Origin of the sequence: Salidesulfovibrio brasiliensis JCM 12178, from assembly GCF_001311825.1 — a bacterium.
Taxonomy (GTDB): Bacteria; Desulfobacterota; Desulfovibrionia; order Desulfovibrionales; family Desulfovibrionaceae; genus Pseudodesulfovibrio; species Pseudodesulfovibrio brasiliensis.
In genome coordinates this window covers 1-13466 of sequence record NZ_BBCB01000015.1, presented here as the reverse complement: position 1 = coordinate 13466, position 13466 = coordinate 1, and the positions used below count along the sequence as shown (strand labels likewise).

10 protein-coding genes, 1 tRNA gene and 2 pseudogenes are annotated in these 13466 nt (G+C 55.8%); 2 read left to right on the top strand and 11 right to left on the bottom strand.

The features are described from left to right. Positions 1 to 46: 46 nt before the first annotated feature. The 11 genes and pseudogenes from JCM12178_RS06260 to JCM12178_RS06215 form a co-directional block, all read right to left on the bottom strand. Entirely contained in the window at positions 47 to 1093 is a 1047-nt protein-coding gene (locus JCM12178_RS06260; RefSeq protein ID WP_157054799.1) for an ABC transporter substrate-binding protein, read from the bottom strand. 194 nt (positions 1094 to 1287) lie between these two features. Then, a complete protein-coding gene (lon, locus tag JCM12178_RS06255) occupies positions 1288 to 3747 on the bottom strand; it encodes an endopeptidase La (protein WP_054649729.1) in 2460 nt (819 codons plus the stop codon). A gap of 137 nt (positions 3748 to 3884) precedes the next feature. After that, positions 3885 to 5120, bottom strand: a complete 1236-nt coding sequence (gene clpX, locus JCM12178_RS06250; RefSeq protein ID WP_439646697.1) for an ATP-dependent Clp protease ATP-binding subunit ClpX — start codon at positions 5118 to 5120, stop codon at positions 3885 to 3887. Between the two features lie 21 nt (positions 5121 to 5141). Further along, on the bottom strand, positions 5142 to 5750 hold the full coding sequence (gene clpP / locus JCM12178_RS06245; protein WP_054649725.1) for an ATP-dependent Clp endopeptidase proteolytic subunit ClpP: 609 nt from the start codon (positions 5748 to 5750) through the stop codon (positions 5142 to 5144). A 161-nt stretch (positions 5751 to 5911) separates the two neighbouring features. Further along, positions 5912 to 7591, bottom strand: coding sequence for a trigger factor (tig, locus tag JCM12178_RS06240; RefSeq protein ID WP_172677075.1), 1680 nt, complete (start codon positions 7589 to 7591; stop codon positions 5912 to 5914). A gap of 46 nt (positions 7592 to 7637) precedes the next feature. Further along, a tRNA-Leu gene (locus tag JCM12178_RS06235) sits at positions 7638 to 7722 on the bottom strand. Between the two features lie 67 nt (positions 7723 to 7789). After that, a complete protein-coding gene (locus JCM12178_RS21315; protein ID WP_245628654.1) occupies positions 7790 to 8302 on the bottom strand; it encodes a thiamine-phosphate synthase family protein in 513 nt (170 codons plus the stop codon). A gap of 144 nt (positions 8303 to 8446) precedes the next feature. Continuing rightward, positions 8447 to 9069: pseudogene (gene thiD / locus JCM12178_RS21310) on the bottom strand (bifunctional hydroxymethylpyrimidine kinase/phosphomethylpyrimidine kinase); the annotation flags it as partial. 208 nt (positions 9070 to 9277) lie between these two features. Further along, complete coding sequence (locus JCM12178_RS06225; protein ID WP_054649723.1) at positions 9278 to 9706, bottom strand: hypothetical protein; 429 nt, start codon at positions 9704 to 9706, stop codon at positions 9278 to 9280. Between the two features lie 127 nt (positions 9707 to 9833). Continuing rightward, the gene (locus JCM12178_RS06220) at positions 9834 to 10727 is read right to left on the bottom strand and encodes a MerR family transcriptional regulator (protein WP_054649721.1); all 894 of its coding nucleotides are present in this window, start codon (positions 10725 to 10727) and stop codon (positions 9834 to 9836) included. Between the two features lie 227 nt (positions 10728 to 10954). Beyond that, the gene (locus tag JCM12178_RS06215) at positions 10955 to 11425 is read right to left on the bottom strand and encodes a hypothetical protein (RefSeq protein WP_054649719.1); all 471 of its coding nucleotides are present in this window, start codon (positions 11423 to 11425) and stop codon (positions 10955 to 10957) included. Positions 11426 to 11661: 236 nt separating this feature from the next. On the opposite strand from JCM12178_RS06215, the gene JCM12178_RS06210 reads away from it, so the two are divergent. Both JCM12178_RS06210 and rocD read left to right on the top strand, forming a co-directional pair. Next, positions 11662 to 12054, top strand: coding sequence for a Ros/MucR family transcriptional regulator (locus JCM12178_RS06210; RefSeq protein WP_054649717.1), 393 nt, complete (start codon positions 11662 to 11664; stop codon positions 12052 to 12054). A 99-nt stretch (positions 12055 to 12153) separates the two neighbouring features. Beyond that, positions 12154 to 13388, top strand: a pseudogene (gene rocD / locus JCM12178_RS20730) (ornithine--oxo-acid transaminase). The last annotated feature ends 78 nt before the right edge of the window (positions 13389 to 13466 follow it).

Genomic DNA, 13466 nt, shown 5'->3' with positions numbered 1-13466 from the left:
AAGATTGTCTCGTCTTTTCGATTCTCGACCTTCAGGCCCCATCGCTTCAACCCGCCCCGCTGAACATGAGCTTGCCCCGTTCAGCCGTAATGGTATGCAACTGAACGATATTGGCACCTTCCAGCAGGCGATTGGTCAACTGTGCCGCCGCTTCGCCCTGCGGGCCACCAAAAAGAACGAGCCCGCCGCAAGCCATGTCGCTGGACACGGAAAAATCCCAAAAGGCAAAAAGTGGAAGGGTCGAGTAGATGTTGGTCCAGCGGGCTACCTTGCGATACGGAACATGTCTGCCGTCTTCATCGCGAAGCGTGTTATGCACCCCGAGCATGATCGCGTCGAACCCTTGCCCGGGAGCGGCCAGAACGGCTTTTTTCCATTCATCATAGGTTGCTACGGTCCTGATCTCCGCAGTGTATCCCATGAATTTGATACTATTCTCGTGAAAGACCTCATTGAATAACACTTCTGAAGTGGTACTTACGTCGAACAACACCAAAAAGTTCCTGAAATCCTTGTTCAGCACTTCGTTGATTATCGGAATGGATCGCTTGACCAGCGGACGCTCCAGTACGCCAACCACAGTATCAAGAGATGTAACCGCATTTCGAGGGTTGCTATTCACGCCGAGAAAAACAACGGGAATCTTCCGTGTGGCGACTTCCTCCGCAAGCAGGGCAAAGGCGTTGTCGTCCGCCAACACAACCACCTCGGGCTTGACTTCGTCAATAAGAGCAAGCGCTTTGCGTGCCCGCTCTGCATACTCGGATCTGGGGATGCGCTTGGTATCAAGGTCCACTTCCACGACCATCGCATCTTTGGCAATGTTGTCGACAAACGCCTTGCGATAGGACTGAACCCATCGATATCCTTGGTGATAGCTATTGACCAACACAACACAGTCTGCTTGAGCCGCTTCTGAAGAAACTGCCATGAGGCAGACAAGTATAAATATACAAAGTAGGTTGCGCATGGTCCTCCTGCGACCTTTCATCGCAAAATCCACCCAGAAAAAGACCGGACAGACGATACAAACTTCTTTTACTGTGCGCACCGCGCAAAAACAATGATATTTTGATCTACGTTCACCACTCATCAGCAACCTTTCCTTAGAGGAGGACTCATCGCTGGTGGAGACTGCCAGAGCCGCAGTCTTCTCGCCCTTTGCCGCAGGCCGGATCGGCCTGCATCATCCCGCGCCCCGAAGCCAAAGACAGAGTCGCCTTCCCGAACGCAAAAAGGCCCGGAACCAAGGTTCCGGGCCTTTGTTGTAATCAGCGTAAACAGACTCTAGTGGGCCTGCTTGCAGAACTCCTCCTTGAGGAGCCTGTTGGCTATGGGCGTGGCCTTTTCAACGCGACGAAACAAGGGCTCTCCCTCGTCGATGATGAGCGCCTGCTCCAGTACCTCGTCCATATGCTTGACGGGAATGACTTCAAGTTCTTTCAGGATGGTCTGGGGAACGTCCTTGAGGTCCTTCTCGTTTTCATCGGGAATGAGCACGGTCTTGACCAGCCCGCGGTGGGCGGCGAGAAGCTTCTCGCGCAGGCCGCCGATGGGCAGTACCCGACCACGAAGCGTAATCTCGCCGGTCATGGCCAGATCATGACGGACAGGCACGTTCAGGAGCGCGGAGATGATGGCCGTGGCCAGCGTAATACCCGCACTGGGGCCGTCCTTGGGCGTTGCGCCGTCCGGAACGTGCACGTGCATATCCACTTCCTTGTAGAAGTCGGGCTTGAGACCGAACAGGTCGGAGCGGGAACGCAGGTACGAAAGCGCCGCACGGGCCGACTCCTGCATCACATCCCCGAGCTTACCGGTAATCTCCACCTTGCCCTTACCGGGCATAAGCGCCACTTCCACCATCAGCAGTTCGCCGCCGAGCTGGGTCCAGGCCAAGCCGGTGGAAAGGCCCACGGAAGGCTTGTCCTCGCGCTCGCCGTAGCGGTGCTTGGACACGCCGAGGAACTTGGAGAGGTTCTGGACCGTGACGTTGACGGTCTTGTCCTTCTCCCCTGCCTCGACAATCTGCATGGCAGCCTTGCGGCAGATGTTTGCCAGTTCGCGTTCAAGGTTACGCACGCCAGCCTCACGGGTATAGCGGCGAACCATGTCCACGATGGCATTGTCCGAGAGGTTGAGATTGTCTTCACTCAGCCCGTGCATTTCAAGCTGCTTGGGCAGCAGGAAGTTGCGGGCTATCTCGACCTTCTCGTTCTCCAGATATCCGGGCAGCCGGATGATTTCCATACGATCCTGCAACGGCAGGGGGATGGAATCCAGCGTGTTGGCCGTGGTGATGAAGAATATCTTGGACAGATCGTAGTCCAGATCAAGGTAGTGGTCGGCAAACGCGTAGTTCTGCTCCGGGTCCAGCACTTCGAGCAGAGCCGAAGACGGGTCGCCACGGAAATCGGCGCTCATCTTGTCCACTTCGTCGAGGCACATGACCGGGTTGTTGTTCTCACAACGCTTGAGGGATTGGATTATCTTGCCCGGCATGGCGCCGACATAGGTTCGGCGGTGGCCGCGAATCTCAGCCTCGTCTCGCACGCCGCCAAGGCTCAGGCGCACGAACTCGCGGTCCATGGCGCGGGCGATGGACTTTGCGATGGACGTCTTGCCAACGCCGGGAGGACCCACCAGACAGAGAATCGGACCGCGCAGCTTGTCAACGAGACTCTCCACGGCCATGTACTCAAGGATGCGCTCCTTGGGCTTTTTCAGGCCGTAGTGGTCTTCGTCGAGAATACCGCGCGCCTTGTCGATGCTCGTGTGCGTGGACTTGATCTTGCCCCAGGGCAAATCGAAGATCCAGTCTATGTAGTTACGCACGACCGTGTATTCCGCACTGCTCGGCGGCGTCTGCCGCATCTTCTTGATTTCCTTGCGGACGCGGTCCTTGTGCTCTTCGGGCATGACCTTTTCTTCGAGCTGTTTTTCCAGCTCGGCAGCCTCGGAGGCTGGGTCGTCCTCGCGGCCCATCTCCTTGTGGATGGCCTTGATCTGCTCGTTGAGGTAGTACTCGCGCTGGTTCTTTTCCATCTGGTCCTTGACGCGACCCTTGACCCGCTTCTCAATGCTGGCGATCTCGATTTCTCCGAGCAGCATTTCGTAAACGGCCTCAAGACGAGCGATGGGGTCCAGCTCTTCCAGCACTTCCTGCTTGCGCACGAAGTCCACCTTCAGGTGCGGCATGGCCGAATCGGCCAGTTGCCCCGCATCCTTGAGAGAGGTCATGGCGGTCACGGCTTCCGGTGCGAGCTTCTTGTTCACCTTGGCATATTCTTCAAGGGACTCCTGCACGGAACGCACCAGCGCCACGGACTCGGCCTCGTCGGCGTCATCCTCGTAGACGCGCTCAATGGTCGTCCAGGGGTATTCGTCCTCGCCCAGCTCGTGGCTGAAGTTCCCGGTCTCGCGATTCCAGCGTGCGCGGTAAAGGCCCTCGAAAAGCACCTTGATGGTGCCGTCGGGCAGGCGCAACATCTGAAGAATCTTGCTTACAGTCCCGAGTTCGTAAAGGTCATCCTTTTCAGGGTGTTCCTTCTCGGGGTTCTTCTGGGTAACGAGGAAAATCTTCTTTTCGTAATCGGCAATGGCCGTCTCGATGGCCTTGATGGAAGCTTCGCGGCCCACGAACAGCGGCGCAATGGACCGCGGGAACATGACCACTTCCCTCAGGGACATCATCGGAAGGCGTGTATCTTCAGGGGCTTTCTTGCCGTCAAAGGAAAACGTCGGCATGTGGCTCCTCCGGTTGACATGGTTACGCTTCGCGGACGCGAAACGCCGTGGTGCAGTATAGCTAATACCGCAGAAAGGGATGTCAAACCCTTTCGGCATCCGCCCGCCCCGCCAAGCGGGGCGGACGAAATGATATTCTAGGCGCTTTTCTTTTCCTGACGGTAGAAGAGCAACGGTTCAATGCCCTTCTCCACGACAGCCTTGTTCACCACGCACTCCTTGACGCCGGTCATGCCGGGCAGCTTGTACATGATGTCGAGCATCACGGACTCAAGCACGTTCCGGAGTCCGCGTGCGCCGGTCTTGCGCTCCACGGCCTTCTTGGCGATGGCCTTGAGCGCGTTGGGCGTGAAGGTCAGCTTGACGCCGTCTATGTCGAAAAGCTTCTGATACTGCTTGACAAGAGCGTTCTTGGGCTCCTTGAGGATGCGAACCAGATCGTCTTTGGTCAGCTCCTGAAGCGCGGTCATGACCGGGATACGGCCGATGAATTCGGGGATCAGGCCGAACTTGATGAGATCGTTGGGCTCGGCTTCGGAGAAGACTTCCCCGATGGGACGCTCCTTCTTGGCCTCGACCTTGGCGGCAAAGCCCATGCCGGAACCCTGCGCGCGCTGCTGCACGATGCCTTCGAGACCGATAAACGCGCCGCCCACGATGAACAGGATGTTCGAGGTATCCATGCGGATGAACTCCTGCTGCGGGTGTTTGCGGCCGCCCTTGGGCGGAATGTTGGCCTCGGTGCCCTCGATGATCTTCAGAAGCGCCTGCTGCACACCCTCGCCCGACACGTCGCGGGTGATGGAAGGGCTGTCGCCCTTGCGCGCGACCTTGTCGATTTCATCGACATAGATGATGCCGCGGCTGGCGGCGTCGATGTCGTAGTCCGCGTTCTGCAGAAGCTGAACGAGAATGTTCTCGACGTCCTCGCCCACGTACCCCGCTTCGGTCAGCGTGGTGGCGTCTGCGATGGCGAAAGGCACGTGCAGGATGCGCGCGAGCGTCTGGGCAAGAAGCGTCTTGCCCGAGCCGGTGGGACCGATGAGCAGGATGTTGCTCTTGTCCAGTTCCACATCGTCGCTCTCGCGGCCCTGCGAGTAGTGCACGCGCTTGTAGTGGTTGTGCACCGCCACGGACAGGATTTTCTTGGGCTGATCCTGACCGATGACGTATTCATCCAGCAGTGCTCGAATCTCCTGCGGGGGCAGAAGACGTCCCTGCTCGAACTCCTCGTGCACGGTCTCCTGCGCCATGATGTCGTTGCACAGGGCAACGCACTCGTCGCAGATGTAGACGTCGGGCCCGGCTATCAAGCGCTGCACTTCGCTCTGCTTCTTGCCGCAGAACGAGCACTGGAGTTCTTTTTCTTGCATATTTTCAGCCATATTTCGTGATTACCCTTCCTCGGACTCCACAATGTCTTCGCGCGAGGCCATAACCTGGTCGATGACGCCGTATTTGGCGGCCTCCTTGGCGGACATGAAGAAATCCCTCTCGGTGTCTTTCTCAATGGTCTTGATGCTCTGGCCCGTGTGGTGGACCAGTATCGAATTCAACGCCTCCCGCAGACGCAGGATTTCACGGGCGTGGATGTTGATGTCCGTGGCCTGCCCCTGAGCACCGCCCATCGGCTGGTGCATCATGATGCGGCTATGAGGCAGCGCGTAGCGCTTGCCCGGCGCACCGGCAGCCAGCAGCACGGCACCCATGCTTGCGGCCTGTCCCATGCAGAGCGTGGCCACAGGAGCCGAGATGAACTGCATGGTGTCGTAAATGGCCATTCCGGCGGAGACTACGCCGCCCGGAGAGTTGATGTACATGTAGATCTCTTTTTCCGGGTCTTCGGACTCCAGAAAGAGCAGCTGTGCGCAGATGAGGCTGGCAACGTGGTCGTCAACGGCTCCGCTCAGAAGAACGATGCGGTCTTTGAGAAGACGCGAATAGATGTCGTAGGCGCGTTCGGTACGGCCGGTGGTTTCGATGACCATCGGAATGGCGGTCATTCCACTCTCCTTATTGTCCCAGTTACCCGGCCGCCATGGGCCGGCTTGTTCCGCGGAGACTGAACCAGTCTCCTTCTGCGGTCATTATGGAGCATTTCCCCTTCCAAAACAAGCTCTGGAAGAAGGTCTGAAAATCCAAAGTATTCACGCAGAATCACAAGTCAATACTGCAATGAAAAAAAGCGGCGGCCCGGACATCCGGACCGCCGCTTCACATTCGGAGAAACGAGGCTACTTTTCCTCGTCCTTCTTGGCTGCAGCCTTTTTGGCCGGGGCCTTCTTGGCAGCGGGCTTCTTGGCCGGTGCCTTTTTCTCGGCTTCATCGGCGGTCTTCTTGGTGGTTTTCTTGGCGGCAGGCTTCTTGGCCGGAGCCTTCTTTTCGCCGTCTTCCTTGTCGGCAGCCTTTTGGCCGGAGCCTTCTTGGCAGCGGGCTTCTTGGCCGGGGCTTTCTTTTCGCCCTCTTCCTTGTCCGCAGCCTTCTTGGTGGTCTTTTTGGCGGCAGCCTTCTTGGCCGGAGCCTTTTTGGCCGGGGCCTTCTTCTCGCCTTCGGCTGCTGCAGGCTCAACCTCGGTCACTTCCGCGCGGTCATAGATGGACTCCATGGCCTTGTCGCACATGATGCGGTCCTTGAGCGGCATGATGAGATTGTTGTCTTCGTAATATTTCTTAAGCTCGTGCAGCGGCATCTGGTTCTGCATGGCAAGCTGTCCGAGAGTGGCGTCGATCTCCTCGCGGGTGACTTCGAGGCCTTCCTCGGAGGCGACGGCCAGCAGAAAGATTTCGCTGCGGACGGTCTGCTCGGCTTCCTCACGCAGTTCTTCACGAACCTGCTCCATCGGCTTGCCGAGGGAGGCGAGGCTCTTGCCCTGACGGTCGAGCTTGTATTCGGTGTCCTTCACCAGACGGTCGATACGGTCTTCGACCATGGAGGGCGGCAGCGGGAAGTCGACACCGTCCATGGCCTGCTTCAGCAGATCCTGCTGGGCCTTGGACTTGGCGAGCTGCTTGCGGCTGTCGAGATAGGACTTTTCGATGATCTCACGCATCTTTTCGACGGACTCGAAACCGGCCTTCTTGGCAACCTCGTCGCTCATTTCGGGGCGGACGCGTTCCTTGACGGCATGCAGCTTGACTTTCATCAGCACGGTCTGACCAGCGAGATTCTCGTTGATGAAATCGGCCGGGAAAGTCACTTCCTTCTCGCCGTCTTCACCGGGGCTCAGGGTCTTGACCAGCTCCTCGAATTCGGGAAGGGCCTGACCTTCGCCCAGCGGGAGGTCGAAGTTTTCGGCCTTGATGCCGTCAATGACCTTGTCACCCTGATAGGCGGCAAAGCTCACGGTGGCGACTTCGCCGTCCTTGGGCTGACGGGCGTCCTCGAGCACCTTCACTTCGGCGGCGTTATCGATGACGCGCTCTTCGACCTTTTCCAGCTCTTCAGGCTGCACAACGGCCTTTTCCTCTTCGACCTTGAGGCCGTCGAGGTTGGGCAGTTCGACCTTGGGCGCCACTTCGAAGGAAATCGAATACTCGAAGTCCTCGTCACGCTTGATGAGGTCGTGGTCAACGTCGATACGGGAAAGGGGCTGCATGCCCACTTCGCCCAGAATCTGGTTGATGTGGAGGTTGATGAGGTCGGTTGTGGCCTCACCATAAATCTGCTTGTGGAAACGACTCTCGATCATGGACGCCGGAGCTTTGCCCTTGCGAAAGCCCTTGATGTCCGTGCGCATTCTGTACATGGCCGTGGCTGCGGACACCGCCGCGGTCGCCTCTTCGGCCGGAACGGTGACGTTGATCTTCCGTTCTACCGGGGAAATTTCTTCAACCTTGTATTCCATCCTATCCTCCTGGCAGCGCTAACAAAGCGCAATAATTTGCAAAAGCTGGTGCGGGCGGAGGGACTCGAACCCCCAAGCCGCAAGGCACCAGATCCTAAATCTGGCGCGTTTACCAATTCCGCCACGCCCGCAAAAGACGTGCTTATTAAGCAAGCATTTTACTATCTGTCAACCTTTAGCGTACTCAATCCCCCTCTGCTAAAGGCTTTCGGCGCTTTTCAATTGATCGATAACGGCGCAAATCCGAGCCAAAAGCTCTTCTGAGTCAGCAGCGAAAAGCCAGAGCATCGGCAGACGGCACTCGCCCCCGGAACACAGCACGGCGGCCGCGTCGGCAGCAGCGCTCTCCGCAAGAGCACGCGCAATGGCTTTTGAAATGCCGTCCTCAACATGCTCATCAAACCACTGCGCATCCGGATCGACATACGCAACGCCCAAGCCAGCACCGCGAAGCGCGCCTATCACGGCTTCCGACGGGTTGAGATTCACTGCCCAACGCTGTTCTTCATCGTATTTTCGCATGGCAAGAAGCGCCGCGGCAACGCGCGTCGAAGCGCCGAAACCGGGATGCCCGACAGGACAAATCACTCCGTTACGACTAGCGGAGATTCCGCCGGTGAATCCGGCAACATCATCCGGCTCGTCGGCAAACGGAACACCGCAAACAACATTCATCCTGCACTCGGGAACCAGCTCGGAAAAACCGCTCATGCCCACGAAGCGCATCCCCACGGCTTCAAGCTCGGACACAACCTCCCCGCGCGCCTTCTCCTTGATCCATGGCGCAAGATGGTTGGGCGGCCCACTGCCTGCGCCGAGGGAAAATGACGCCCGCAGAGCCAGATTGAGATATTTCTGCGCACCGCGTACGGCGGCATAAAGATCAAGCCCCTGACCGAGTCCCGTAGCAATGGCTGCGGACAGCGTGCACCCAGTGCCGTGGTTGTTCTGCGTATCCACGCGGCGCTGCATGAGCGGCATCGGCTTGTGGCCGGGCATGGCCAGCCAGTCGGTGGCGGTCACAGAATCCATGTGTCCACCCTTTATCAGGACGGCCTTTGGTCCCATACCAAGCATTTTCTCGGCCGCTGCGACCATGTCGTCAGTGGTTTTGATGCTCATGCCAGTGAACAGCTCGGCCTCTGGGATGTTCGGCGTCAGAAGGGTCGCGTGGGGGAACACCAACTCGACCATCGCCTCGACAGCCTCATCCTCAAGCAGCTTTGCACCGCTCTGCGCGACACAGACAGGGTCGACCACCAGCGGAAAGGTCTTGGCCGCAAAAAACGGCGCCAGCGCTTGATGATCGGTGCGGAAAACAGCATTCCGGTCTTGGCCGCCCGCACGTCAAAGTCCGAAATAACGGCCTTCATCTGTTCGGCCACGAATACCGGCTGTGGGGCGTGAATGGCCGTGACGGCCGTGGTGTTCTGGGCAGTAAGTGCGGTGATGACGCTCGCACCGTATGCGCCCAGCATGGAGATGGTCTTCAGGTCCGCCTGAATCCCGGCGCCGCCACCGGAGTCGGATCCGGCTATGGTAAGGATACAGGGAAGAGGGTTCATGGCTCTCCTTGCGCGTTGAATACGAAAACGGAGGATGCACCATACATCCTCCGCACAAAGCGTGGTTCAGGACCAATACTGGAAATAGCTGACGCAGGCAAGCAGGGCGCGATAAAAGCGCCTAACCGCAGGAGAGCTTCACGTAATCATCGACAGCAACGCCGTTCCAGCTCTTGCTGACCCAGAACGCGCATGCCCAGATCATGAGAGCGGTGGCCTGAAGATCGGAAAGACGACGGAGCTTCACTTCCAGGTTGCTCTTGCTCGCTCCGTGCTGGATGTGAACATTGTGTTCGTCACATGCTTCCTGAACGCGGAGCATGAGGTAGGCCTGCTTGGACTGATTCGGCAGCAGCTTGACGTCCTTGTGGGACTCCAGAATCGTCTTGAGCTCGGCAACGGAGAACTCGTTGGAGACACTGCGAATCGATTTGAAGAAAACATCTACGGCCCACGGCAGGATGAATTCGGCTCCGGCGCTTTTCGTTTTGAAAAACTCCTTGAGCCATTTCTCCTGATCATGCGAAATCCTTGCGGCAACCTGGGGCATACGGCTCTCCTCTCTGGCCTTCAGGGCATGCACTGCTGTCATTTTTCAACTCCAACTATATAATCAAAAGCGTCAACCAGATCAAGAAATTTTCTAGACTGAATTTTAGTAAAAAAAATATAGGCACCTAGCCGCCAAAAACAGAACGAACCTGACGGAAGAGACTCAGCAGGAGCGCTTCGGGCGCATCGTTGCCGTTGATATTCATGCGGACAATTTCAGTCACGGTGTTCCCGCTCGGAGTCACGGTTTTCCGTGTGACGAGGACGATATTCTGATCGGTCCCGTTGCCGTTGGCCTGTGTACGCACCACCAGCACCCAGGTGCCATCCTTGCGCGACCACGAGGTTTCAACCTTCATGGACTCAGACATGCGCCGCTCAATGAGCGAGACGAAATCCTTAAGCGAGAAATGCTTGCGCCCCTTCCCCTGCACACCGAGGAACTCACCGTCCGTCCGAATGACCAGCGGGCTAGCAAGATACTCGGCAGGCGGAAAATCTATTCCTCCCCCTGCACTGGTAGAAATTTTCCGCTCGAGCTCCGCGTTCTTTTTCTTGAGCATCTCAAAGCCCTTTTCGAGAAGGCCGACTCGCTCGCGGTAGCGCCCCACAACTTCACGATGCTCACGCCGCAACTCGGCGACTTCATCACGAAGCGACCGGATCTCACTTCTAAAGAGCGTCTGATCCTGCATGGCCTCCGAAAGGCGCGTCAAAACGCGCTTCATGTCGCCGGAGACAGAAGTGGCACCCTCTTGTTCATCATTGATCATTGTCCCAAATTTCAGCGCCAGCTCACGCTCAATCTGTTCAACTGAATAATTCTTGCCGAACATTTCCCTGATCCTCCTGAACACTTCCAACACTTCGGAAGGGTAGCGTTTCCTGCGGCCTTCTCCACCGACAGACGGTATGTAACGAGAGAACTTATCCTTGTAATACACAACGGTGGACGCCGGAATGTTCAACCGACGACCAACCTCGCGCAAACTGACAAATTCTTCACCACAGCCGTTCATCGTACACCTCTAAAGCACCAATCATTGAACGATCAATACACATTTGATCACAACAAGTCAACTACCCTTATGAAATATGGATGAACAACAAACTAAAAGCCACCCAATGAGCAACAAAAAACAAAATAACATTGATATTACACAACTAAAGTGATCAACGGTGTTCAGTCACTTGAACAAAAAAAGGGAGGGGCACACCCCTCCCTCATACTTCGTCTCGGTCGCGACTACTTATTTAAAAGACCTTGCCTGAATTCGCCAAGAAGCTTCTGAATCTCACGCAGCTTTTCTTTCTGCGCCTCGTCTTCAATCTGACCTTCCAGATATGCAGACTCCATGGTCATCTCGTTGGTCAGGTTGTAGATGGCAGTGCGTTTCATCTGGCCGGAAACATCCTCAAGTGAAATCAGACGTTCATCAAGACTCTGCACCTGCCCGCGGAGCTCGCCAAGACTTTTTACCTCGGCGTTCAGACCGGCGATGTTCCTGTTCAGGCCGAAAAAGAAGATAACCAGAAGAACCACGGAAAGCAGGGAGACGATGACTGCGACCTTGCTCATGTCTTTCTGGGTGGAAAGGCGGCTTTTGATGGCCTCGTCCAGCGTCGTGGCATCGATAGACGCCTCAGTTGCGGTTTGCTCTTCGCCTTCTTTCTTGGCGTCTTCCAACACGTGAATATTGCTTTTTTCAGCGGACATGAATCCTCCTCTCATGATTGGCTTCTGAAGAAGCCTTAATACGTCATGAGGTCCCGGGAATCAACATTTCCCTGTGAAGCTACAAAAACTGCATGAGCTCTCCAAAGTATTATTAATTTGCGATAACGACTGATTGTTTTCTCTTTCAATCTGGACGCAAAAGATTTCTTCTGTTATTGGAAAGCAACATTACGTCTTTTGAGCAATGTTACACCATTTTACAATAGGGAGTCGACATGGAAGAGTACCTCAAACAAGCACTTGAAATCGTCAAGGCGCAGGCAAGCGTTCGTACCATGACTGAAGAAGAAATCACTTCCATGGTGCAGAAGATTGCAACCGGAATCCAGGCGATTGCAGAAGGCACCCCCACAACCGAAGAAGAACCGATGGCCTGTGAGCCCAATAAGGCCATCCGTGAGAAATCCGTAATCTGTTGCGTCTGTGGCAAGTCTTTCAAGATTCTCACCAAGAAGCACCTTGCAAGCCACGACCTGACCCCGGTAGAGTACCGCGAAAAATTCGGCTACAAAAAGAACACTCCTCTTGTGTGCAAATCCTTGCAGCGTGAGCGTCGCAAAAAAATGAAAGAAATGCAGCTCTGGAAAAAGAGAGGCAAAAAGAAGTAATTCAGATCGATATTACGAAAGGCCCGCCAGCAAGCGGGCTTTTTTTATGCATGACAATGAGTGAAAAAGAACATTCATTTTATCAAGGCTGCGTGATATGTGAGCAACAATACTCATCGCATAACTCATGGAGGTCTTGTGAATACGCAGTCACTCATCGAACTGGAAAACCGCTACGGTGCCCACAACTACAAGCCTCTGGACGTGGTTCTGACCAAAGGCGAAGGCGTCTGGGTCTACGATGTCGAGGGCAAGCGCTATCTCGATTGTCTTTCAGCTTACTCCGCCGTAAATCAGGGCCATTGCCACCCCCGAATCCTCAAAGCCATGACAGACCAAGCGGCCAAACTTACACTGACTTCCCGCGCCTTCAGAAACGACCAGCTTGGGCCTTTTTATAAAGAGATATGCGCCCTGACCAACTCACATAAAGTGCTGCCGATGAACAGCGGTGCCGAGGCCGTTGAAACAGTGATAAAGGCCGTCCGCAAATGGGGATATGCGCACAAAAAGGTTGAGCCCGAAAAGGCGGAAATCATTGTCTGCTCGAACAATTTCCACGGCCGAACCATCACGATTGTCGGCTTCAGTACGGACGAACAGTACAAGGAAGGATTCGGACCGTTCACCCCCGGCTTCAAGGTCGTCGAGTTCGGAAACGCAGAGGCCCTTGAGAATGCCATCACCCAGAACACTGTCGGTTTCCTTGTGGAGCCCATTCAGGGAGAAGGCGGCGTCATTGTGCCACCAGAGGCTACCTGAAGCGATGCCGCGAGATATGCGACCAGCATGAAGTCATGCTTATTTTTGATGAAATTCAAACAGGGCTTGGCAGAACCGGGAAACTTTTTGCTGAGGAGCATGACGGAATCGAAGCTGACGCCACCCTGGTGGGCAAGGCGCTTTCCGGCGGTTTCTACCCTATCTCGGCCGTTCTTTCCAACGACGACATTCTCAATGTATTCATGCCGGGCGACCATGGCAGCACCTTCGGCGGTAATCCTCTCGCCTGCGCTGTGGCCCGTGAGGCGCTCAAAGTGCTGCAGGACGAAAACCTCATCCAGCATGCCGAGACACTTGGAAACTACTTCATGGACCAGTTGCGGGCCTTCAATTCACCATATGTAAAGGAAGTGCGCGGCAAGGGCTTACTTGTTGGCGTTGAGCTGACTCCGGAAACGGGCCCTGCAAGACCGTTTTGTGAAAAACTGATGAAAGCCGGGCTGCTCTGCAAGGAGACACATGAAACGGTTATCCGTTTTGCCCCGCCTCTTGTCATAACCAAAGAGCAACTAGACTGGGCACTGGGCGAGATCGAAAAGGTACTGACATAAGGCCCTGGAATAAGACAAGCGGGACGCCTATCTTCCGCTTGCAAGTCAAACCACGAACGCAAAAAAGCCCGCTCATAC